16 protein-coding genes are annotated in these 21,885 nt (G+C 74.7%); 11 read left to right on the top strand and 5 right to left on the bottom strand.

What is annotated here, in order from left to right:
- Positions 1 to 3: 3 nt before the first annotated feature.
- The 3 genes from ABZ858_RS27125 to ABZ858_RS27115 all read left to right on the top strand — a co-directional run bounded on the left by ABZ858_RS27125 (position 4) and on the right by ABZ858_RS27115 (position 4,560).
- Positions 4 to 1,857, top strand: coding sequence for an ABC transporter ATP-binding protein (locus tag ABZ858_RS27125; RefSeq protein ID WP_361383824.1), 1,854 nt, complete (start codon positions 4 to 6; stop codon positions 1,855 to 1,857).
- Complete coding sequence (locus tag ABZ858_RS27120) at positions 1,854 to 3,743, top strand: ABC transporter ATP-binding protein (RefSeq protein WP_361383821.1); 1,890 nt, start codon at positions 1,854 to 1,856, stop codon at positions 3,741 to 3,743. The genes ABZ858_RS27125 and ABZ858_RS27120 overlap by 4 nt, the downstream gene beginning before the upstream one ends.
- A gap of 130 nt (positions 3,744 to 3,873) precedes the next feature.
- Positions 3,874 to 4,560: a 1,4-alpha-glucan branching protein gene (locus tag ABZ858_RS27115; protein ID WP_361383818.1), complete on the top strand. Its 687-nt coding sequence runs from the start codon at positions 3,874 to 3,876 to the stop codon at positions 4,558 to 4,560.
- 4 nt (positions 4,561 to 4,564) lie between these two features.
- On the opposite strand, the gene ABZ858_RS27110 is transcribed toward ABZ858_RS27115, so the two are convergent.
- Positions 4,565 to 5,602 (bottom strand): YafY family protein, encoded by a 1,038-nt coding sequence (locus tag ABZ858_RS27110; protein ID WP_361383815.1) that lies wholly within the window; start codon positions 5,600 to 5,602, stop codon positions 4,565 to 4,567.
- A gap of 62 nt (positions 5,603 to 5,664) precedes the next feature.
- Between ABZ858_RS27110 and ABZ858_RS27105 the strand changes: the two genes are divergently transcribed.
- Both ABZ858_RS27105 and ABZ858_RS27100 read left to right on the top strand, forming a co-directional pair.
- On the top strand, positions 5,665 to 6,399 hold the full coding sequence (locus ABZ858_RS27105; RefSeq protein WP_361383812.1) for an alpha/beta hydrolase: 735 nt from the start codon (positions 5,665 to 5,667) through the stop codon (positions 6,397 to 6,399).
- A gap of 79 nt (positions 6,400 to 6,478) precedes the next feature.
- Positions 6,479 to 7,123, top strand: a complete 645-nt coding sequence (locus ABZ858_RS27100) for an HAD family hydrolase (protein WP_361384271.1) — start codon at positions 6,479 to 6,481, stop codon at positions 7,121 to 7,123.
- Positions 7,124 to 7,331: 208 nt separating this feature from the next.
- Here the strand turns inward: ABZ858_RS27100 and ABZ858_RS27095 are convergent, their stop codons facing one another.
- The 3 genes from ABZ858_RS27095 to ABZ858_RS27085 all read right to left on the bottom strand — a co-directional run bounded on the left by ABZ858_RS27095 (position 7,332) and on the right by ABZ858_RS27085 (position 10,252).
- On the bottom strand, positions 7,332 to 8,672 hold the full coding sequence (locus ABZ858_RS27095; protein WP_361384268.1) for a HAMP domain-containing sensor histidine kinase: 1,341 nt from the start codon (positions 8,670 to 8,672) through the stop codon (positions 7,332 to 7,334).
- 2 nt (positions 8,673 to 8,674) lie between these two features.
- The gene (locus tag ABZ858_RS27090) at positions 8,675 to 8,893 is read right to left on the bottom strand and encodes a hypothetical protein (protein ID WP_361384289.1); all 219 of its coding nucleotides are present in this window, start codon (positions 8,891 to 8,893) and stop codon (positions 8,675 to 8,677) included.
- A gap of 567 nt (positions 8,894 to 9,460) precedes the next feature.
- Positions 9,461 to 10,252 carry a response regulator transcription factor gene (locus ABZ858_RS27085; protein ID WP_361383809.1) on the bottom strand — a complete coding sequence of 264 codons (792 nt, stop codon included), beginning with the start codon at positions 10,250 to 10,252 and terminating at the stop codon, positions 9,461 to 9,463.
- Positions 10,253 to 10,315: 63 nt separating this feature from the next.
- On the opposite strand from ABZ858_RS27085, the gene ABZ858_RS27080 reads away from it, so the two are divergent.
- The 5 genes from ABZ858_RS27080 (at position 10,316) to ABZ858_RS27060 (ending at position 17,815) form a co-directional block, all read left to right on the top strand.
- Positions 10,316 to 11,605, top strand: coding sequence for a UDP-N-acetylglucosamine--N-acetylmuramyl-(pentapeptide) pyrophosphoryl-undecaprenol N-acetylglucosamine transferase (locus ABZ858_RS27080; RefSeq protein WP_361383806.1), 1,290 nt, complete (start codon positions 10,316 to 10,318; stop codon positions 11,603 to 11,605).
- A gap of 59 nt (positions 11,606 to 11,664) precedes the next feature.
- Positions 11,665 to 12,675, top strand: coding sequence for a GDP-mannose 4,6-dehydratase (locus ABZ858_RS27075; RefSeq protein WP_361384265.1), 1,011 nt, complete (start codon positions 11,665 to 11,667; stop codon positions 12,673 to 12,675).
- Positions 12,676 to 13,187: 512 nt separating this feature from the next.
- Complete coding sequence (locus ABZ858_RS27070; protein ID WP_361383803.1) at positions 13,188 to 15,248, top strand: M4 family metallopeptidase; 2,061 nt, start codon at positions 13,188 to 13,190, stop codon at positions 15,246 to 15,248.
- A gap of 317 nt (positions 15,249 to 15,565) precedes the next feature.
- The gene (locus ABZ858_RS27065) at positions 15,566 to 17,221 is read left to right on the top strand and encodes a M4 family metallopeptidase (protein WP_361383801.1); all 1,656 of its coding nucleotides are present in this window, start codon (positions 15,566 to 15,568) and stop codon (positions 17,219 to 17,221) included.
- 75 nt (positions 17,222 to 17,296) lie between these two features.
- A complete protein-coding gene (locus tag ABZ858_RS27060; RefSeq protein ID WP_361383799.1) occupies positions 17,297 to 17,815 on the top strand; it encodes a DUF1990 domain-containing protein in 519 nt (172 codons plus the stop codon).
- A 141-nt stretch (positions 17,816 to 17,956) separates the two neighbouring features.
- Here ABZ858_RS27060 and ABZ858_RS27055 read toward each other — a convergent pair whose 3' ends face one another.
- Positions 17,957 to 20,593, bottom strand: a complete 2,637-nt coding sequence (locus ABZ858_RS27055; protein ID WP_361383796.1) for a glycosyltransferase family 1 protein — start codon at positions 20,591 to 20,593, stop codon at positions 17,957 to 17,959.
- Positions 20,594 to 20,905: 312 nt separating this feature from the next.
- Between ABZ858_RS27055 and ABZ858_RS27050 the strand changes: the two genes are divergently transcribed.
- Positions 20,906 to 21,885: maltotransferase domain-containing protein (locus ABZ858_RS27050; RefSeq protein WP_361383793.1), on the top strand; the 980-nt coding region annotated here is incomplete at its 3' end.

Here is a 21,885-nt window from a genome sequence, read left to right as displayed (position 1 = left end):
GCAGTGATCGACGCGTACGAGGACCCGGGCACGCCCGACCGCCGCAGCGGCCCGCGCTATCTGTGGTGGCTGGTGACCCGGCAGCCCGGGCGGTCGGTGGCCGGGGCGGTGCTGGCCAGTGTCTGGATGGTGCTGCTGGCGGCGACCCCGTACCTGATGGCGCGGGCGGTGGACGACGGGCTCCAGCCCCGGCGCATGGGTGCCCTGGCGGGCTGGTCGGCGGCCCTGTTCGCGGTCGGCGCGGTCAACGCCTGGCTCAGCATCCTGCGGCACCGCACGATGACCCGGGTGCGGATGGACGCCAATTTCCGCACGGTGAAGGTCGTCGTCGACCATGTGGTCCGGCTCGGCGCCGCGCTGCCGCGCCGGGTGGGCGCCGGCGAGGTCGTCACCGTGGGGGTGGGTGACGTCCGGGTCATCAGCCAGTGCCTGACGGTGGTCGGTCCCGGCATCGGCGCGTTCGTCGTCTACACGGTCGTGGCGGGACTGCTGCTGTCCCTCTCCGTCCTGCTGGCCGCCGTCGTCCTGCTCGGGGTGCCGCTGACCGTGCTGCTCGTCGGGCCGCTCACCCGGCGCCTGCAAGGCGTCGAGGGCGAGTACCGGGAGCGGCAGGCCGTGCTGACCGCGCGGATCGCGGACCTCGCGGGCGGGCTGCGCGTCCTGAACGGGCTGGGCGGCAAGAGGCTGTTCGCGGACGCGTTCGGCCGCGACTCGCAGCGGCTGCGGGAACAGGGCTACCGGGTGGGCGCGGTGAGCAGCTGGCTGCAGGCGTTCGGCGTGGGGCTGCCGACGCTGCTCCTGGCCGTGGTGACCTGGCTGGCGGCCCGGCTGGCCGCCGAGGGCGAGATCACCGTGGGCGAACTGGTGTCGGTGTACGGCTATGTCGCCGTGCTGGTGACCCCGGTGTCGTTCCTCGTCGAGTCGGCCTACGAGCTGAGCCGGGGCGTGGTGGCCGCGCGCCGGGTGGTCGCGCTGCTGCGGATCGAGCCGGAGGAGGACACCGGCACCCGCGACGCCCCCGCCGAGCCCTCGGTGCTGCACGACCCGGACTCGGGCGTACGGGTGCGGCCGGGGCGGCTGACCGCGCTGGCCTGCGCCCGCCCCGCCGAGGCGGCGGCCGTCCTGGACCGGCTGGGCCGCTACGAGCCGTCGGCGGCCACCTGGGGCGGGGTGCGGCTCGACGAGATCGCGCTGCCCGTCGTACGGGAGCGGGTCCTGGTCGCCGACCACGAGGCCGACCTGTTCGCCGGCACCCTGCGGGAGCTGCTGGGCGGCCGCCGGGACCGGGACGCGGACACGGTGGCGCGGGCGCTGCACGCGGCCGTCGCCGACGACGTCGTGCAGGGGCTCCCGGCCGGTCTGGACGCGGCCGTCTCCGCGCAGGGCCGCAGCCTCTCCGGCGGGCAGCGCCAGCGCGTCCGGCTGGCCCGGGCACTGCTGGCCGACCCGGAGGTGCTGCTCGCCGTGGAGCCGACCTCGGCGCTGGACGCGCACACCGAGGCGGCGGTCGCGGCGCGGCTGCGGCGGGCGCGGGCGGGCCGTACGACGGTCCTCACCACCACCTCGCCGCTGGTCCTCGACCACGCCGACACCGTGCACCTCCTGGTCGGCGGCAAGGTCGCGGCCACCGGCACCCACCGCGAACTGCTGGCCGCGGAGCCGGCGTACCGCGCGCTGGTGGCGCGGGACGCGGAGGAGGGCGACGCGGCGGGCGGGGACGCGGCGGGCGGGTGCGTGCCGGGCGGGGACGCCTGCGCGCCGGACGCTCGCGGTGCGCGCTCGGACGCTTCCGGCGTGGACTCGGACGCTTCCGGTGCGGACTCGGATGCTTCCGGTGTGAAGGAGAGTGTGCGATGAGCCGGGTGACGGGCGGTACGCGTACGGCGGGCCGTACGGCAACAGGGCGCGCGGCGGGCCTGGCGGCGGCGGGCGAGGACGCGGGGCGGCTGCCGGTGGCCGGGCCCGCGCGGGTGCGGCGGGCCGCGGTGCGGCTGGTCCGGGCCGACGGGCGCGCGTTCACGGCCGCCCTCGCCCTGAACGGGCTGGCCGCCGCGGCGGGTCTGGCCGGCCCGTGGCTGCTGGGCCGGATCATCGACCGGGTGCGCGCCGGTGCCGGGGTGGGCGCGGTGGACCGGCTGGCCCTGGTGATCGTGGGGTGCGCGCTGGCGCAGCTGCTGCTGGCCCGCTGGGCGCGGTACGTCGGGTACCGGTTCGGTGAGCGCACGCTGGCGCGGGTGCGCGAGGAGTACGTGGACCGGGCGCTGGCGCTGCCCGCGTCGGTGGTGGAGCGGGCCGGCACCGGTGACCTGACCACGCGGGGCACCGCGGACGTGGACACCGTCGGCACCACGCTGCGGGACGTGGGTCCCGAACTGCTGGTGAGCGCGGTGCAGGCGGTGTTCCTGCTGGTCGCCGTGTTCCTGATCGATCCGCTGCTCGGCGCGGTCGGCGTGCTCGCGCTGACACCGGTGTGGCTGGTCACGCGCTGGTATCTGCGCCGGGCCCGGGACGGTTACCTCGCCGAGGGCGCGGCGGCCTCGCAGATCGCGGAGATCCTGGCGGCGACCGCCTCCGGGGCCCGTACGGTGGAGGCGTTCCGGCTGGCCGGCCGGCGGGTCGCGGCGAGCCGGGACGCGCTGGAGGCGTCCCGGCGGACCCGGCTGTACACGCTGTTCCTGCGCACCGTGTTCTTCCCGGTGGTCGAGACCGCGTACCTGCTGCCCGTGGCCGCGGCGCTGCTGGCCGGCGGCGCGCTGTACGCGCGGGACGCGGTGAGTGTGGGCGCGGTGGTGGCCGCCGCGCTGTACCTGCGGCAGCTGGCCGATCCGCTGGACCGGGTCCTCATGCACGTGGAGCAACTGCAGAGCAGCGGCGCCTCGTTCGCCCGGGTGGAGGGCCTGGCCCGGGCCCCGCGTACCGCCGCGACCGCCTCCTGCGCCCCGGCGCACGACCGTATCGACGTCACCGGGGTGCGGTACGCCTATGAGCGCGGCGGCGAGGTGCTGCGCGGGGTGGACCTGACGGTGCGGCCCGGGGAGCGGCTGGCGGTGGTGGGACCGTCCGGCGCCGGCAAGACGACGCTGAGCAGGCTGCTGGCGGGGGTGGACGCGCCGACCGAGGGCTCGGTCACGGTGGGCGGCGTGCCGGTCGCCGGGCTGGAACCGGAGCGGCTGCGCCGTCAGGTCGTGCTCGTCACCCAGGAGCACCACGTGTTCCTGGGCACGGTCCGCGACAACCTGCGGATCGCCGAACCGGCGGCGACGGACGAGCAGGTGTGGTCGGCGCTGGCCGCGGTGGGCGCGGACGCCTGGGTGCGGGAACTGCCGGAGGGCCTGGACACCGCGCTGGGCACGGGCGAGCGGCCCACCGACGGTTCCCGGGCGCAGCAGCTCGCGCTGGCCCGGGTGGTGCTGGCCGATCCGCACACCCTGATCCTGGACGAGGCCACCGCCCTGCTCGACCCGACGACCGCCCGCCACACCGAACGCGCCCTGGCCGCCGTGCTGGAGGGCCGCACCGTCATCGCCATCGCCCACCGCCTGCACACCGCCCACGACGCCGACCGGGTCGCCGTGATGGAGGAGGGCCGCCTGACCGAACTGGGCACCCACGACGAACTGGTCGCGGCGGGCGGGGCGTACGCGGCGCTGTGGCACACGTGGCACGGGGACGGCGGGTCCGCCGGCGGGAGCGGGGCGTCGCCGTCCAAGGGCGGGGCGGGTGCCGGGGCGGCGGCCGGGTGAGGTGCGTCCGGCGAGGTGTCCCCGGCGGACCTCCGCGGCTCGGTGGCGACCGGGCTGCGGGCGGGCCCGCCGGGTGATGGCAGGCTGGGAGCGCTCGCCCGGACCCGTTCGACGGAGGAGAACACCCGGCATGGCCGTCATCCACCGCACCACGATCCATCCGACCAAGCTCGAACTGCTGACGGCCTGGCTGCCGTCCCGTCCCTGGTACGGCGGCGACGGCGCGCCGCTACTGGAGAAGGCGGGCGGCTTCCGCCTGGACGACCCGGAGGGCGAGGTCGGCATCGAGTTCCTCGTCGTCAACGACATCGCCTCCGGTGCCGCCCCGGTCACCTATCTCGCGCCGCTCACCTACCGCGGCGCCCCGCTCGACGGCGCGGAGCACGCGCTGGTGGGCACCATGGAACACGGGGTGCTGGGCAGGCGCTGGGTCTACGACGGCTGCCACGACCCGGTGTTCACCGCCCAGTTGCCGGCCCTGATCGAGGGCCGGGTCCCGGCCCAGGCGCAGAGCACGAGCGACACCGAGGACAAGGACGTCGCCCGCTCCTGCACCGGCACCGGCCCGGTCCCCACGCGCTTCGCCCCGGCCACCGACAGCGCGGACGCCACGGACCTGTCCGCTGCGGACGGTACGACCCTGCGCGTGCACCGCGTCCTGCGCCCCACCGCCCCGGACGGCTCACCCCTGCCGCCGACGGCGTCGGCAGGGGCAGCAGCGGCGACCGGCCAGGTCACCGCCGTCTGGAACCTGCCGGACGGCACCCCCGCGAGGGGCCTGTTCTGCGTCCTCCACGACGCCGCTCCGCGCGCCTGAGCCCCTAGATCCGGCCCCCCGAGTCACCGCCCTCCACCCCCGTCTCCCCGTCCCCTTCCCCATCCCCGTCCCCGTCGGCGTCGGCGTACTGCGCGAGCCGGCGGGACAGGGCGCGGACCTCGTCGCGCAGGGCCTGCGGGGACTCGATCACGAACGGCAGGTCGAGCCAGGCGAGGACGGAGGGGACCCACTCCAGGCGCTCGGCCCGCAGCCGCAGCCGGACCCAGTCGCCGCCGTCGTCGTCCAGTTCGCGGACGGTCGCGACACCGGCCGGAAGGCGGGCGCGGATCTGCTCGGCGGTGCCCCGGACCCGTACGGACACGTCGTGCCGGTAGGGGACGCGGGCCAGCCCGGAGAGCACCTGGGCGGCCGGGTCGAACCCGGTGGGCACCTCGAACGTCCCCGGCAGCGCGGTCGCGGTCCTGATCCGGTCCAGCCGGAAGGTGCGGACCTCGCCGGCCGCGGAGTCCGCCCCCGTGACGTACCAGCGCCCGGAGTGGGCGACGATCCCGTACGGGTGCAGGACGCGCTCGCTGGGGCGGCCGTTCCAGGAGGTGTAGCCCAGGGCGACCGGCCGCCGGTCCCGGGCGGCCTCGGCGAGCAGGAGCAGGACGCCCGTCTCCGGGGTGGCCACGGGGCGGGCCGCGGCCGTGAAGTCGGCGGTGGACAGCAGCGCGTCCAGGCGGCGGCCCAGCGCCTCGGGCAGCACCCGGCGCACCTTGGCGGCGGCGCTCTCCGCCGCGGCGACGGTGGTGGTGACCAGCCCGGCGCGGCGGCCGGCGACCAGGCCGAGCAGCACGGCCAGCGCCTCCTCGTCGGTGAGCATCAAAGGCGGCATCCGGTAGCCGGGGGCGAGCCGGTAGCCGCCGTAGCGCCCGCGCACCGAGCGGACCGGGACGTCCAGGTCGATGAGATGGCCGACGTAGCGGCGGACGGTGCGTTCGTCCACGTCGAGCCGGGCGGCGAGTTCGGCGACGGTACGGGTGCCGCCGGACTGGAGGATCTCCAGCAGGGCGAGGACACGGGCGGTCGGGCGGGTCATGCCGGGATTCTCCCTCGGATACCGGGCGGAATCTGCCCGCTATGGGCCCTCATGTGACCGGCATGACGACCTACGTGCTCCTCCCCGGGTTCTGGCTCGGCGCCTGGGCCTGGCGCGATGTCACCGACGCGCTGCGCGGGCACGGCCACGAGGTGCACCCGCTGAGCCTGACGGGCCTGGGCGAGCGGGCCCACCTGGCCGGTCCCGGCACGGACCTGGAGACGCACATCACCGACGTGCTCGACCTGATCCGGCGCGCGGACCTGCGGGACGTGGTGCTGGTCGGCCACAGCTACGCGGGCGCGGCGGTCGTGCCGGGCGTGGCGGACCGGATGCCGGAGCGGATCGCGCGGCTGGTGTTCGTGGACGGCGGACCGCTGCCGGACGGCATGTCCCAGGCGCAGTTCGCCTCGCCCGAGGAGCAGGCCCGCAACGCCGAGCTGGTCCGCACGGCGGGCCGCGGCCGGCTGCTCCCCCCGCCGCCGTGGCGTGAGATGACCTCCGAACTGGGCGCGCTGTCGGAGCAGTCCCTCGACCGGCTGATCCGCCTGTCCGCCCCCCAGCCGTGGGCCACCGCGACCACACCGGTACGGCTCACCGGCACCTGGGAGGCACTGCCCCGACTGCACATCCTGTGCGGCTTCACCGCCGAACAGGCCCGCCACCTGGCCACCACGGTCCCCGCCTTCCGCCACATGGCGGACCGGAACCGGACCCACCGCGACCTCCCCGGCAGCCACTGGCCGATGCTCGACCGCCCCACCGAACTGGCCACGCTCCTGCACGAGGCCGGGTGACCCGCCGGCCCCCCGGACCCGACTCCGGCCCCGCCCGCAGGACCGGGCGTCGTGGCCGGCTGGCTAGGCTCGCGGGGTGATGGAGACCATCGTGTTCGACATCGGGGAGACGATCACCCGCGACGACCGCTACTGGGCCTCCTGGTCCGACTGGCTGAGGGTGCCACGTCATACCCTCTCGGCTCTCGTCGGCGCCGTCGTCGCTCAGGGCCGCTGCAACGCGGACGCCCTCCGGCTGGCGCGCCCCGGCATCGACCTGGACGCCGAGTACCGGGCCCGGGAGGCCGCCGGCCGCGGTGAGCACCTCGACGAGAGCGACCTCTACGAGGACGTACGCCCGGCGCTGTCGGCGCTCCGCGTGCGCGGCGTGCGCGTGGTGGTCGCGGGCAACCAGACAGCGCGGGCGGGTGAACTGCTGCGCGCCCTGGCGCTCCCGGCCGACCTCGTCGCCACGTCCGGCGAGTGGGGCGTCGCCAAGCCTCGGCCCGAGTTCTTCCGACGCGCGGTCGAGGCAGGCCGGGCCGCTCCCGACAGGACCCTGTACGTGGGCGACCACCCGGCCAACGACATCTTCCCCGCGAAAGCCGCCGGCCTGCGCACGGCACACCTGCGACGCGGACCGTGGGGACACCTGTGGGCGGACGACCCGGAGGTGGTCCGAGCAGCCGACTGGCGCATCGACAGCCTCACGGACCTCACCACGATCATCGAGGGCCGGGGCTGACCGGGGCCCATGTGGGCGAGGGCCACGTGGGAGGCGGCTGAGGAGCAGCTCAGGTTCCTGGTCGCGGGCCCGGGCGGCGAGGGCGGCGGTGCGGCGCGCGTTGGCCGGTATGTCTGCCGGGGCGCAGGTCAGCTGAGCTGCGGCGGTCTTCGTGCGGGGCAGGTTCGCAGGGGCCGGCCCGGGGGTCGCGTGAGGTCGCTGGTCCGGTTCACGACGGGCCGGCGGACGGGATGCGCAGGCTCAGCAGTGCGCCGCCGCCCGGGGCGTGGCCCGCGGTGAGGTCGGCGGCGTGTGCGCGGGCGATCTGGCGGGCCATGGCCAGGCCCAGGCCGGAGCCGGGCAGGGCACGGGCCGTGCGGGCGCGGTAGAAGCGGTCGAAGACGTAGGGCAGGTCCTCGTCGGAGATGCCGGGTCCGTGGTCGCGTACGGTCACGTCGAGGTGGTCCCCGAGGCGGGTGAACGTCACCTCGACCGGGCGGCCGGGCGGGCTGAACTTCGCCGCGTTGTCGAGGAGGCTCGACAGCAGGCGGGCGAGCCGGGCCGGTACGCCCGCGACCGTGACGGCCTCGGCGTCCGGGTCCACGGCCAGGGCGAAGGGGACGGCCGGCCAGTGGTCGCGGGCCGCCGTCACGGCGTGGGTGACCAGGGGCGCCAGGCGTACGTCCTCCACCAGCGGGTCCGGTTCCTCGTCGCGGGCCAGCTCGATCAGGTCGTTGACCAGCACGGTGACCTCGCGCAACTGGCGGCCGAGCGCGGCCGCCGCCCGTTCGCGCTGGGCGTCGGTGAGGCGGGCGGAACGGGTGAGCAGTTCGGCGTTGGTGCGCAGCGCGGTGAGCGGGGTGCGCAGTTCGTGCGAGGCGTCGGCCACCAGCCGGCGCTGCGCGCCGACGGACTTCTCCAGTTCGTCCAGCATGGTGTTGAACGCGGCCGCGAGCCGCGTGACCTCGTCCTCGCGGCCCGCGCGCTCGGGCGGCAGCTCGATGCGGTGCCGGGCGTCGCGGGTGATGGCGATGCGTTCGGCGGTCGCGGTGAGGCGGCTGACCGGGGCCAGGCCCGTACGGGAGACCCAGGAGCCGAGGGCGCCGGCCAGCACCACCCCGGCCGCGCCGACCACGGCGAGGACGCCGGCGGCCTGCCGTACCCCCTGGTCGACGGTGTCGGCGCGGGCCGCGACCTGGACGGCCCGGCCGGTGTCCAGGTGCGTGGTGAGCATCCTCGCCCGGTGTCCGGCCAGCTCCGGGTCGCTGTAGTAGGCGCCCCGGGTGCCGGCCGCGACCTCGCGGGTGGCGCGGGTGACCGGCAGCAGATACGGCGCGGCCGGGTCCTGGGCGGCCCGGGCCGGGACCAGCTGGGCGCAGGCCGGGGCGGCGAGGAAACGGCACTCGCCCTGCACCACGCCCACCGGCTCGTGCCGGTACTGCTGGGCGGCCAGCCGGGCGGACTGGGTCAGGTGCAGGTCGAGCTGGTGCTGCAACTGGTGGCGGATCACCAGGAACGCGGCACCGCACACACCGAGGGCGACGGCCGCCACCGCGAGGGAGGCGGCCAGGGTCAGGCGGGTGCGCAGGGGGCGGCGGCGCAGCCAGCGGGCGTGCCGCCGCCGGGCCGGGCCGCCTCCGGCCGGGACGCCTCCGCCGGGTCCGCCTCCGCCTGGGATTCCTCCGCCGGGTCCGCCTCGGTCCGCACTGTCGCCACCCGGTCCGCCTCCGCCCGGGGCTCCCCCGCCGGACCCGCCTCGGTCGGAGCCACCTCCGCCTGGGGCTGCTCCACTCGGGCCGCCTCCGCCCGGGGCTCCCCCGCCGGACCCGCCTCGATCCGCACTGTCGCCACCCGGCCCGCCTCCGCCCGGGACGCCTCCGCCGGGCCCGCCTAGATCGGAGCCACCTCCGCCTGGGGCTGCTCCACTCGGGCCGCCTCCGCCCGGGGCTCCCCCGCCGGACCCGCCTCGGTCGGAGCCGCCTCTGCCCGGGGCTGCTCCACTCGGGCCGCCTCCGCCCGGGGCTCCCCCGCCGGGTCCGCCTCGGTCCGGGCCGCCTCGGCCCCAGCCACCTCCGTCCGCGCCACCGCGGCCCGGTCCATCTCCGTCCGGTCCACCTCGGCCCGCGCCATCTCGGCCCGCGCCATCTCGGCCCGTGCCGCCCCGGTCCGCGCCGCCCCAGCCACGTCCGTGCCAGCCCGACCCGCGTCCGCCCGATCCGCGCCCGTCCCCTCCGCGTCCGCCCCCTCCGCGTCCCTCCCCTCCGCGACGGTTCCCGCCACGCCGGTCCGGCTCGTGCCCGGCCGCCCCGCGCCCGTCCGCTCCGCGCCGAGTCCCCGTACCGGCCCGTACCGTGATCCTCATGGCCGGTCCCCGAGGTCTCGCGGCGGGTCGGCCTGGGGGTGGAGATCCCGCGGCGGCTCCTGCGGCTCTCGGGGCAGGTCCAGCCGGTAGCCCACGCCGTGCACGGTGTGCACCAGCCGTGGCTCGCCGCCCGCCTCCAGCTTGCGGCGCAGGTAGCCGATGTAGACGGCGAGCGAGTTGGAGTCGGGGCCGAAGTCGCGGCCCCACACGCGTTCCAGGATCGTCTCGCGCGGCAGCACCTGCCCGGGGTGGCGCAGCAGCAGCTCCAGGACGAGGAACTCGGTGCGGCTGAACTCGATGGCGCGACCCGCGCGCCACCCGGTGCGGGTGGCCGCGTCCACCACCAGATCGGCGAAGCCGGGCACCGCGTCCGCTCCGGGCTCGGCGGCGGCAGCGGTGGCGGTGCGGCGCAGCAGCGCGCGGACCCGCGCCACCAGCTCGTCCAGCGCGAAGGGCTTGACGAGGTAGTCGTCGGCCCCCGCGTCGAGGCCGTCCACCCGCTCGCTGACCGAGTCCAGCGCCGTCAGCACCAGCACGGGCAGGCGGTCGCCCAGGGCGCGCAGCCGCCGGCACACCGCCAGCCCGTCCAGGCCCGGCATCATCACGTCGAGCACCATCGCGTCGGGCGCCCACCCGGCGACCGCGGCCAGCGCCGCCAGACCGTCCTCGGCCCCGCGCACGTCGTAGCCCTCCACGGCCAGCCCGTCGGCGACGGCGTACCGCACCTCGGGCTCGTCGTCCACGACCAGGATCTTCGGTGCTCTCCCGCACCCGTCGGCACCGCTCATACCGGACAGCCTGCCAAACGCGGTCTTAAAAAGTTCTTAGACGCCGCCAGCAGCGTGAGCCCCATGAGGACACCGAGGACCCAGCACGTATCCCCGTCCCCGTCCCGTCTGTCGGTGGTGATCGGCGCCGGCGGCACCGGCGGGCACATCTACCCCGGCCTGGCACTGGCCGAGGCGCTGCTGCGGGCCGTACCGGACGCCGTGATCTCGTTCGTCGGCACGGAACGCGGCCTGGAGACACGGCTCATCCCGGACGCCGGTTTCCGGCTGCACACCGTCGACATGATCCCCTTCGATCCCTCGCTCGGCGCCCGGCGCTTCCTGCTGCCCGCCGCGCTGGCGAAGTCCGGCGCCCAGTGCCGGTCGATCCTGCGGGAGCAGGGCGCGCAGGTCGCGGTGGGCATGGGCGGCTACCCGAGCGCACCCGTGATCGTCGGCGCCCGGCTGGCCGGGCTGCCCAGCGTGATCCACGAGTCCAACGCGGTGCCCGGCCGCGCCAACCGGTTCGCCGCGCTGCTCACCGACCGGATCACCCTGGCCTTCGAGGCGGGCCGCGAGCACCTGCCCGGCAGCCGGCACGCGGACGTCGTGGGCATGCCGATCGCGGCGGAACTGGCCGCGCTGGACCGCCGCCGTCCCGGACTGCGGGCCGCCGCCCGGCGGGCGCTCGGCGTCCCGGGCCGGGGGCGGCTGGTGCTGGTGAACGGCGGCAGCCTGGGCGCGGCCAGGCTCACCGCCGCGGCGACCGGTCTCGCGCGGCGCTGGCGGGACCGTACGGACGTCCAGCTGCTGATCAAGACGGGCCCGGCCGCGCTGGCGGAGGTGCGCGGGCAGCTGGCCGCGAGCGGCGGCGACCGGGTGGCGACCGCCGTGCCATACCTGGACCGGATGGACCTCGCCTACGCGGCGGCCGACCTGGCCGTGTGCCGGGCCGGTTCGGCGACCGTCGCCGAACTGTCGGCCACCCGGACACCCGCCGTGCTGGTGCCGTACCCGTACGCGCCCGGGGACCACCAGACGCACAACGCCCGGGTGCTCACCGACGCCGGCGCCGGGCTGCTGCTGCCCGACGCCGAAGCGGACGCCGAGCGGCTGGCCGCCCTGGCCGAGCCGCTGCTCGCCGAGCCGCACCGGCTGACCGCCATGGCGGCCGCCGCACCCGGCGGCCGGCACGCCCGAGCCGCCGACCTGCTGGCCGCCCACGTCCTCGACCTGTCCGGCCATACGGCGCCCTCGCCCGGCTTCGGCTCCGGCTCCGCTTCCGGTTCTGACTCCGGTCCCCCGCCCCGTCCCGGTACCGCCCCTCACCTCCTCGCATCCGCCCCGCACCCCGACTCGGAGACCGCAGCATGAACGGCACCAGCGCCCCCGGCGACACCACCACCCTCACCACCTCCGACACCCCCACCCCCATGCCCACGCCCGCCCCCTTCGACTGGACCGGCCGTACCGTCCTGGTCACCGGCGCCGAAGGGTTCATCGGGTCCACCCTCGTGGACGCGCTCGTCAGGCGCGGGGCGCGCGTCCGCGCGTTCGTGCACTACAAGCCGTACGGCGACAAGGGCCACCTCGCCCGCTACCTCACCGACCCGCACGGCCCGGTGGAGATGGTGGCCGGCGATGTCCGCGACGCCGGGCGGGTGATGGACGCCGTGGCCGGCTGCGACACCGTCTTCCACCTCGCCGCCCTGATCGGCATCCCGTACAGCTACGACTCGCCGGGCGCGTACGTGCAGACCAACGTGGTGGGCACGGAAAACGTGGCCGAGGCATGCCGCCGGCACGCCGTGCGCCGCCTGGTGCACACCTCCACCAGCGAGGTCTACGGCACCGCCCGCACCGCGCCGATCAGCGAGGACCACCCGCTGCAGCCGCAGTCGCCGTACTCCGCGTCCAAGATCGGCGCGGACATGATGGCGCTGTCGCACTGGCACGCGTTCGAGCTGCCGGTGACCGTCGTACGTCCCTTCAACACCTACGGCCCCCGGCAGTCCGCGCGTGCGGTGATCCCCACGATCCTTTCCCAACTGCACGCGGGAGTACGCCGGATCAAGCTCGGTTCGCTCACCCCGACCCGTGACTTCACCTACGTCACCGACACCGCCGCCGGGTTCCTCGCGCTGGCCGCCTGCGAGCGCGCCGTGGGCCACAGCGTCAACCTCGGCACCGGGCAGGAGATCTCCGTCGGTGACCTGGCCAAGGCGCTGGTCATTGCCTCGGGGCGGGACGCCGAGATCGTCGTCGATCCCGGCCGGCTGCGCCCGGCGGGCAGCGAGGTGCAGCGGCTGCTCTCGGACAACTCCCGGGCCCGCGAGTGGGCCGGCTGGGAGCCGGAGGTCCCGCTGGAGGAAGGGCTGCGGCGCACCTCCGACTGGATCGCGGGCCACCCGCACCTCTTCGCCGCCGACCGCTATCAGGTCTGACACAGCGGCAGCGGCTCGTCCCCGGTACCGGCCGCCGCCCCCTCCCCCGGGGCGGCGGCCACCGGGCGCGGACCCGCGTCCGGTTCGTATACCGAACATGAACTTCCGGACAACGAACGTTTTCCAGCCAACTTAGTGACGCGCTCCTGACAACAGCCACGTCCTCCTGCCAATCTTCCCCTCGGCCGTGCACAGCCACCCCACAGCATCCCCCACAGTTCGAGGACTGTGACCCGGCCGGGCACCGCCGCACGGCGCACCACCGGCACCCCCGCACTCCCGCACCGCGCACCACCGGCACCCCCCGCACCGCGTACCACCGGCACCCCCGCACCCCCGCGCCGCGCACCTTCGCATGGCGCACCGTGCACCGCGTACCGCGTACCGCCGCATCTCGCACCCCGCACGTCCGCACCTGGTTCCGCTTCTCGCAGTTCTGCCCGGACGGCCGACCCCGCGTCCGGATCTCCCCCATGGCCGTGCGACCCGCGGCCGCGCAGAAGGAGTCAGTGTTGAGTAGCAGCAGCTCCCGCAGACGCACCTCCCCCACCTCCTCCCCCACCACGCACCGCCGGGCGGCGGGCATCGCCCTGGCCGGTGTCGCCGCGCTGATCGCCGCGGCCGTCCAGTCGGGCGCCGCGAGCGCCGCCCCCGGGCACGCGCCGCAGACCGGGAAGATCAACACGGCCCATCTGGCCGTGCGGCTCACGCCCTCGCAGCGCGCCGAGCTGATCCGCGACGCCGACGGCACCAAGGCCCGCACGGCCAAGGACCTCGGCCTCGGCGCCCAGGAGAAGCTGGTCGTCAAGGACGTCGTCAAGGACGCCGACGGCACCGTGCACACCCGCTACGAGCGCACCTACGCCGGCCTGCCCGTCCTCGGCGGCGACCTCGTCGTCGACACCGCGAAGTCGGGCACGACCGAGCGGGTGGTCAGGGCGACGAACGCGGCCGTGCGGGTCAGCAGCCTCACTCCGGCCGTGTCGAAGGCGGCCGTGGAGAAGCAGGCGCTGCAGCGCGCCAGGTCGCTGGGCGCGGCGAAGACCTCGGTGGCGCCCTCCTCCCGCCAGGTGGTCTGGGCGGCGAACGGCACGCCGGTGCTGGCGTACGAGACGGTGATCGGCGGTTTCCAGGACGACGGGACGCCCAACCAGCTGCACGTCATCACCGACGCGCACACGGGCAAGGAGCTGTTCCGCCACCAGGGCATCGAGACCGGGGTCGGCAACACCCAGTACAGCGGCCAGGTCCAGCTGACGACGACCCAGTCGGGGTCGACGTACACGCTGAACGACGGGGCGCGCGGCGGGCACAAGACGTACAACCTCAACCACGGCTCGTCGGGCACCGGCACGCTGTTCTCGCAGACCAACGACACCTGGGGCAACGGCACCACGTCGAACGCGGCCACCGCGGGGGCCGACGCCCACTACGGCGCGGCGGTCACCTGGGACTTCTACAAGAACACCTTCGGCCGCAACGGCATCAAGAACAACGGCCAGGCGGCCTACTCGCGCGTCCACTACGGCAACTCGTACGTGAACGCGTTCTGGGACGACAGCTGCTTCTGCATGACCTACGGCGACGGCTCCAACAACGCCGACCCGCTGACCTCGCTGGACGTGGCCGGCCACGAGATGAGCCACGGCGTCACCTCCAACACCGCGGGCCTGGAGTACTCCGGCGAGTCCGGCGGCCTGAACGAGGCGACCTCCGACATCTTCGGCACCGGCGTGGAGTTCTACGCCAACAACAGCTCGGACGTCGGCGACTACCTCATCGGCGAGAAGATCGACATCAACGGCGACGGCACCCCGCTGCGCTACATGGACAAGCCCAGCAAGGACGGCGCCTCGGCGGACTCCTGGTCCTCCGGCGTGGGCAACAAGGACGTGCACTACTCCTCCGGCGTCGCCAACCACTTCTTCTACCTGCTGAGCGAGGGCAGCGGCGCCAAGGTGATCAACGGCGTCAGCTACAACTCGCCCACCTCGGACGGGCTGCCGGTCACCGGCATCGGTCGGGACAAGGCGCTGCAGATCTGGTACAAGGCGCTGACCACGAAGTTCACCTCGACCACCAACTACGCGGCGGCGCGCACCGGCACGCTGGCGGCGGCCGGCGAGCTGTACGGGACCACCGGCGCCGAGTACAAGGCCGTGCAGGACGCCTGGGCGGCCGTCAACGTCGGCTCGCGGCCCGGTGACCCGGGCGACCCCGGTGACGGCACCACGTTCGAGAACAGCGCGGACGTGCAGATCCCGGACTACGGCGCGGCGGTCACCTCGTCGATCTCGGTCACCGGGCGTACCGGCAACGCCCCCTCGAACCTCAAGGTCACGGTGGACATCGTGCACACCTTCAGCGGTGACCTCCAGATCGACCTGGTCGCGCCCACCGGGAAGACGTACCGGCTCAAGAGCAGCAGCTCCGACCCGACGCCCGATGTGCACCAGACCTACACGGTCAACGCGTCCACGGTGGCGGCCAACGGCACCTGGAAGCTGCGGGTTCAGGACAAGGGTCCGCAGGACACCGGCTACATCGACGGCTGGAAGCTGACGTTCCCGTAAACGCGTCGTTACGGGTACGCACGGGCCGCGCGGGTCCGTCCGCGCGGTCACTCGGCCCCTCCCCCCGGTCCTTCAGCACGCTGACGGGCCTTCAGGGCAGGGCGCCGCTCCGGAGGTGAGGCACCCGGGGCGGCGCCCGTTCACACCGACGAAACAGAAACCAGTCAGGCGGTTTCCAGCCAACATCACCTCGGGGTCCTGACATGTACGCGTCCTAGGTGTCACTCTCTCTCCACCCGCCGCACGAGCAAGCGACCCCACCCCCCAAGCCGGCCGGTACCCCCACGCCGGCCGGACTCCCCACATAAGGAGCTTGTGTGACTCCCCGTACCTCGCGCCACCAGCGCGTTCTTCTGGCCGCCGCCACCGCCGTCGCCGCCGGAGCCCTGCTCAGCACCGGACTGGCCACCAGTGCCTCGGCCCAGGCCCCGGCCGACTCCGCCGGCCGCACCCTGGCCGCCGCCCCCGCCGCCCTGAGCACCGCGGCCCGCACCTCGCTGCTGGCCCAGGCGCAGAGCGACGCGCAGTCCACGGCGCAGAAGATAGGTCTCGGCGTCCAGGAGAAGCTGGTCGCCAAGGACGTCGTCAAGGACGCCGACGGCACCGTGCACACCCGCTACGAGCGCACCTACGCCGGCCTGCCCGTCCTCGGCGGCGACCTGATCGTCCACACCTCCAGGGCCGGCGCGACGGAAGGCGTCACCAAGGCCACCGAGGCCACCATCAAGGTCGCCTCGCTCACGCCGAAGGTCGCCCCCGCCAAGGCCCAGACGCAGGCGCTGTCCCTCGCCCGGGCCGCCGGTTCCGCCAGCACCTCCGCCGACCAGGCCCCGCGCAAGGTCATCTGGGCCGGCAGCGGCAAACCCGTCCTCGCCTACGAGACGGTCGTCGGCGGCCTCCAGGACGACGGCACGCCCAACCAGCTGCACGTCATCACCGACGCGGCCACCGGCAAGAAGCTCTTCGAGTACCAGGGCATCGAGACCGGCACCGGCAAGACCCTGTACTCCGGCCAGGTGACGCTCACCACCACCAAGTCCGGCTCGTCGTACCAGCTGTACGACACCACGCGCGGCGGCCACAAGACGAACAACCTGGCCCACAAGACCTCCGGCACCGGGACGCTGTTCACCGACGCCGACGACGTCTGGGGCACCGGCACCGCCTCCAGCTCCGCCACCGACCAGACGGCCGCCGCCGACGCCGCCTACGGCGCCCAGGAGACGTGGGACTTCTACAAGTCCACCTTCGGCCGCAACGGCATCAAGAACAACGGCGTGGGCGCCTACTCCCGCGTCCACTACGGCAGCAACTACGTCAACGCGTTCTGGGACGACAGCTGCTTCTGCATGACCTACGGCGACGGCTCCGGGAACAACCACCCGCTGACCGCGCTGGACGTGGCCGGCCACGAGATGAGCCACGGCGTCACCTCCAACACCGCGGGCCTGGAGTACTCCGGCGAGTCCGGCGGCCTGAACGAGGCGACCTCCGACATCTTCGGCACCGGTGTCGAGTTCTACGCCAACAACGCCGCCGACAAGGGCGACTACCTCATCGGCGAGAAGATCGACATCAACGGCGACGGCACCCCGCTGCGCTACATGGACAAGCCCAGCAAGGACGGCGGCTCCGCCGACTACTGGTCCTCCGGCGTGGGCAACAAGGACGTGCACTACTCCTCCGGCGTCGCCAACCACTTCTTCTACCTGCTGAGCGAGGGCAGCGGCGCCAAGGTGATCAACGGCGTCAGCTACAACTCGCCCACCTCCAACGGCGCCAAGGTCACCGGCATCGGCCGGGACAAGGCGCTGCAGATCTGGTACAAGGCGCTGACCACGTACATGACGTCGACCACCAACTACAAGGCCGCCCGCACGGCGACCCTGAACGCGGCGTCGGCCCTGTACGGCTCCAGCAGCACCGAGTACAAGACGGTCGCGGCGACCTGGTCGGCGGTCAACGTCAACTGATCTTCCGCGACAACCGGCGACACGGCGGCACCCGGGCGGAGCGATCCCCCGGGTGCCGCCCTACTCTTGGGTCCCATGGCTTCGGAGGACTTCACCTACGAGGAGGTCGGCGCGACCCGCGAGCAGGGACACTGCCCGCCCGGCTTCCGCCCGCTGCACGTGCGCACCCGCCTCGGCGAGGGCGAGGAGCTGTTCCGGCGCGCCGCCGAGGCCGTCCTCACCTGGGAACTGCACCGGGCGGCCGGCGTCGGCATCGACACGGCCGCCGCGCGCGCCGTCCCGGGCGCCGACGTCACCGTCACCCTCGCCGGGATGATCAAGGCGCCCTGCCGGATCGTGTGGACGGTGGACGAACCCCGCCGGGCCGGCTGGGCCTACGGCACCCTGCCCGGCCACCCCGAGACCGGCGAGGAGTCCTTCGTCGTGGACCGCACCGGCGACGGCACGGTCTGGCTCACCGTGACCGCCTTCAGCCGCCCCGCCAAGTGGTACACCCGCGCGGCCGGCCCCGCCGCCCGCGGCTTCCAGCACGCCTACGCCCGCCGCTGCGGCACGGTACTGCGCCGCCTGTGCGGCGAACTGGACGAGGCCTGACCGTCACACGGTCAGCACGCGGGTCCGACAGCGGTGGGCTCCCGCACGGGGGCCGGACGTTCCGGCCGCCGCCGGTCCGGCAGCGGTGCCGCCGACCGGACCGGCCGTCCCGCCGAGCGGGCGGCGGCGGCCGGCGGCGGGTCAGCGCAGCAGCACCCCCGCCCCCTCCCCCGCGTCCTGCTCGGGCTCCGTGACCAGACCGAGTTCGGCGGGGGAGGCGAGCAGGCGGTGGGTGGGGAGGATGCGGACGGTGTAGCCGTAGGGGCCGGTGCGGTCCAGGGGGAGGGGGCCCTCGTAGGCCCAGCGGCCGTCGGGGCCGGGGGCGCCGGACGGTTTCAGGGCGACCGTGGTGGCGTCCGTGATGCGGTCCTCCTCGTCGACCCGGCCCGAGACGGCCTGCACCTCGACGTCCTCCGGGCCCAGGCCGCCCAGGCCGACGCGCACCCGCAGCGCGAGGGTGGCCCCCAGTTCGGCGGTGCTCGCGGTGGCCGAGGTCTCCACGTGGTCGACGCTCACCCCGTGCCAGGCGGAGCGCACCCGCGCCTTCCAGGCCGCCAGCTCGCGCGCCGCGTCCGCGTCCAGGGCGCGGTGGGCGTGCGCGGCGGGCGTGTAGAGCCGGTCGACGTACTCGCGGACCATCCGCCCGGCCAGCACCTTGGGGCCCAGCAGGGCCAGGGTGCGGCGGACCATCTCGATCCAGCGGTCCGGCAGGCCGCCCCGGCCGCGTTCGTAGAAGCGGGGCGCGACGCGCCGCTCCAGCAGCTCGTAGAGCGCGGCCGCCTCGACGTCGTCGCGGTGGTCGGCCTCCTCCTCCGTGACCGGGCCGAGGCCGCCGCCGTCCGCGGTGGGGATCGCCCAGCCGAAGTCGGGCTGGAACCACTCGTCCCACCAGCCGTCCAGGACCGACAGGTTGAGGCAGCCGTTGAGCGCGGCCTTCATCCCGGAGGTGCCGCACGCCTCCAGCGGGCGCAGCGGGTTGTTCAGCCACACGTCGCAGCCCTGGTAGAGCTTCTGCGCCATGGCGATGCCGTAGTCGGGCAGGAACACGATCCGGTGGCGTACGCGCGGGTCGTCGGCGAAGCGGACCAGTTCCTGGATCAGCCGCTTGCCGCCGTCGTCCGCCGGGTGCGCCTTGCCCGCGACGACGATCTGCAGCGGCCGCTCGGGGTGCAGCAGCAGGTCCATCAGCCGGTCCCGGTCGCGCAGCATCAGCGTCAGCCGCTTGTACGAGGGGACGCGGCGGGCGAAACCGATCGTCAGCACGTCGGGATCGAGCACGCCGTCGATCCAGCCCAGCTCGGCCGGGCCCGCGCCGCGCTGCCGCCAGGACGCCCACAGCCGGCGGCGGACCTCCGTCACCAACTGCTCACGCAGATCGCGGCGCAGCTCCCAGATGTCCTGGTCGGGGATGTCGGCGACCGCGTCCCAGCGGTCCGAGCCGCCCACGGACAGCGCGTCCTCGGCGCGCTGCACGCCGATCTGCCGGGCGCCGAGCCGGAACACCTCCGGCGCCACCCAGGTCGGGGCGTGCACCCCGTTGGTGACCGAGGTGATCGGCACCTCCTCGGGGCCGAAGCCCGGCCACAGCCCGGCGAACATCTCCCGGCTGACCCCGCCGTGCAGCAGCGACACCCCGTTGGCGCGCTGGGCCAGCCGCAGCCCCATCACGGCCATGTTGAACAGGTTCGGCTCGCCGCCCGGGTACGTCTCCAGGCCCAGCCGCAGGATCCGCTCGACGTCGATGCGCGGCAACTCGGCGTCGGGGCCGAAGTGCCGGGCGACCAGTTCCCGGTCGAAGCGGTCGATACCGGCCGGGACGGGGGTGTGCGTGGTGAAGACCGTGCCCGCGCGCACCGCCTCCAGGGCGGCGTCGAAGTCCAGGCCCTGATCGCCCAGCTCCGCGATCCGCTCCAGGCCGAGGAAGCCCGCGTGCCCCTCGTTGGTGTGGAACACCTCCGGCGCGGGATGCCCGGTGAGCCGGCAGTACGTCCGTACCGCCCGCACCCCTCCTATGCCCAGCAGCATCTCCTGGAGCAGCCGGTGCTCGCTGCCGCCGCCGTACAGCCGGTCGGTCACCCCGCGCTCGCCGAGGTCGTTCTCCTCCACGTCGGAGTCCAGGAGAAGCAGCGGGATCCGGCCAACCTGGGCGAGCCAGACGCGGGCGTGCAGGGCCTTGCCGCGGGGCAGTGCAAGCGACACCCGGGCGGGGCTGCCGTCGGCCTCCCGCAGCGGGGTCACGGGCAGCTCGTGCGGGTCCAGGACCGGGTAGTGCTCCTGCTGCCAGCCGTCCCGGGACAGGGTCTGGCGGAAGTATCCGTGCCGGTAGAGCAGCCCGACGCCGATCAGCGGCGCCCCGAGGTCGCTGGCCGCCTTGAGGTGGTCGCCGGCCAGGATGCCGAGGCCGCCGGAGTACTGCGGCAGGGCGGCGGTGATCCCGAACTCGGGCGAGAAGTAGGCGACGGCCTCGGGCAGTCCGGCGGGCTGCGCCTGGTACCAGCGCTCGCCGCGCACATAGTCGTGGAGGTCGTCGGCGGCGGCGTTCAGGCGGCGCAGGAAGCGGCGGTCGGCGGCCAGCTCGGCGAGCCGCGCCGGGGGCACGCCGCCGAGCAGCCGTACCGGGTCGCCGCCCGAGGCGGCCCAGCGCTCAGGGTCGGCGGACTGGAACAGATCACGCGTCTCCGCATGCCAGGACCAGCGCAGATTGCGGGCCAGCTCGCTGAGCGGCCGGAGGGGCTCGGGGAGAACGGGACGGACGGTGAACCGACGGATCGCCTTCACATTCCACCTCGGCGCGTTGCTGATGGACGCACGGCACGTGCGCTTCGCCGCAGGACGCACGGCACTGTGCGCCCCGTCACACAGCACCGTACCGGGGCCGGTGCGGGTGCCGCTGGGGACTGCGCCACCCGGTGGACCAAGAAGCGGCCAACTTTGTGTGTAGACATACGCGCGAGGAGTTAACAAAGCTCCGGATTGCTCACCCGAACAGGGTGGGAAGGCTTCTGCGGTACCACCCGACGGATGGACCCGCAGGACCCACCTCCCCACAGACATCCGCCCACACCCTCGTTGACGCGGACAGGAGCGGTCATGCCCGCCACGCACCACCCCGCACCACCCCCGACCGACGGCACGAGCACCGGTACCGGCACCGGCGCGAAGCCCGGTACGAACACCGGCGCCGAGACCGGCCCGGGCAGCACGCGCCGCCGCCGCGCCGCGGACCCGCAGGACCGGGCCCGGCGCCCGGAGAAGGCACCGGCGGCCGAGCCCGCCGTCGGCCGGATACCCGTCCTCGACGTCTCGCCCCGCGTGTGCCACGGCCGCAGACCGGCCAAGGCGGTGACCGGCGAGTCGTTCGAGATCTCGGCCACCGTGTTCCGCGAGGGCCATGACGCCGTCGCCGCGAACGTCGTCCTGCGCGATCCGCGGGGCCGCCCGGGCCCGTGGACGCCGATGCGCGAGCTGGCCCCGGGCACCGACCGCTGGGGCGCCACCGTGAGCGCCGGCGAGCCCGGCCGCTGGACGTACACGGTCGAGGCGTGGGGAGACCCGGTCACCACCTGGCGCCACCACGCCCGGATCAAGATCCCGGCCGGGATCGACACCGGTCTGGTCCTGGAGGAGGGTGCCCGGCTGTACGAGCGGGCCGCCGCCGGGGCGCCCCGGCAGGGCGGCGAGCGGGACGTCGTCCTGGCCGCCGTGGCGGCGCTGCGCGACGAGACCCGTCCGGCCGCCTCGCGGCTCGCGGCGGCGTTGACGCCGGAGGTGGACGCGGTCCTGGCCCGCCATCCGCTGCGTGAGCTGGTCACCGCCTCCGATCCGCTGCCTCTCCAGGTCGAGCGGGAGCGGGCCCTGTACGGCGCGTGGTACGAGTTCTTCCCCCGTTCCGAGGGCACGGCCGAGGAGCCGCACGGTACGTTCCGTACCGCCGCGCGCAGGCTGGGCGCGATCGCGGCGATGGGTTTCGACGTTGTCTACCTGCCCCCGGTGCACCCCATCGGGACCACCTTCCGCAAGGGCCGCAACAACAGCCTGGACCCCGGCCCCGACGATGTCGGCGTGCCCTG

Origin of the sequence: Streptomyces sp. NPDC047017, from assembly GCF_040644175.1 — a bacterium.
In the GTDB taxonomy this organism is placed as follows: domain Bacteria; phylum Actinomycetota; class Actinomycetes; order Streptomycetales; family Streptomycetaceae; genus Streptomyces.
The sequence above is the reverse complement of the archived record's forward strand: the minus strand, read 5'-3'. Positions and strand labels throughout refer to the sequence as shown.

Coding starts and splice junctions, on each gene's coding strand:
- ABZ858_RS27120 (WP_361383821.1), top strand. CDS start 1,854: ATGAGCCGGGTGACGGGCGGTACGCGTACGGCGGGCCGTACGGCAACA.
- ABZ858_RS27115 (WP_361383818.1), top strand. CDS start 3,874: ATGGCCGTCATCCACCGCACCACGATCCATCCGACCAAGCTCGAACTG.
- ABZ858_RS27110 (WP_361383815.1), bottom strand. CDS start 5,602: ATGACCCGCCCGACCGCCCGTGTCCTCGCCCTGCTGGAGATCCTCCAG.
- ABZ858_RS27105 (WP_361383812.1), top strand. CDS start 5,665: ATGACGACCTACGTGCTCCTCCCCGGGTTCTGGCTCGGCGCCTGGGCC.
- ABZ858_RS27100 (WP_361384271.1), top strand. CDS start 6,479: ATGGAGACCATCGTGTTCGACATCGGGGAGACGATCACCCGCGACGAC.
- ABZ858_RS27085 (WP_361383809.1), bottom strand. CDS start 10,252: ATGAGCGGTGCCGACGGGTGCGGGAGAGCACCGAAGATCCTGGTCGTG.
- ABZ858_RS27080 (WP_361383806.1), top strand. CDS start 10,316: ATGAGGACACCGAGGACCCAGCACGTATCCCCGTCCCCGTCCCGTCTG.
- ABZ858_RS27075 (WP_361384265.1), top strand. CDS start 11,665: ATGCCCACGCCCGCCCCCTTCGACTGGACCGGCCGTACCGTCCTGGTC.
- ABZ858_RS27060 (WP_361383799.1), top strand. CDS start 17,297: ATGGCTTCGGAGGACTTCACCTACGAGGAGGTCGGCGCGACCCGCGAG.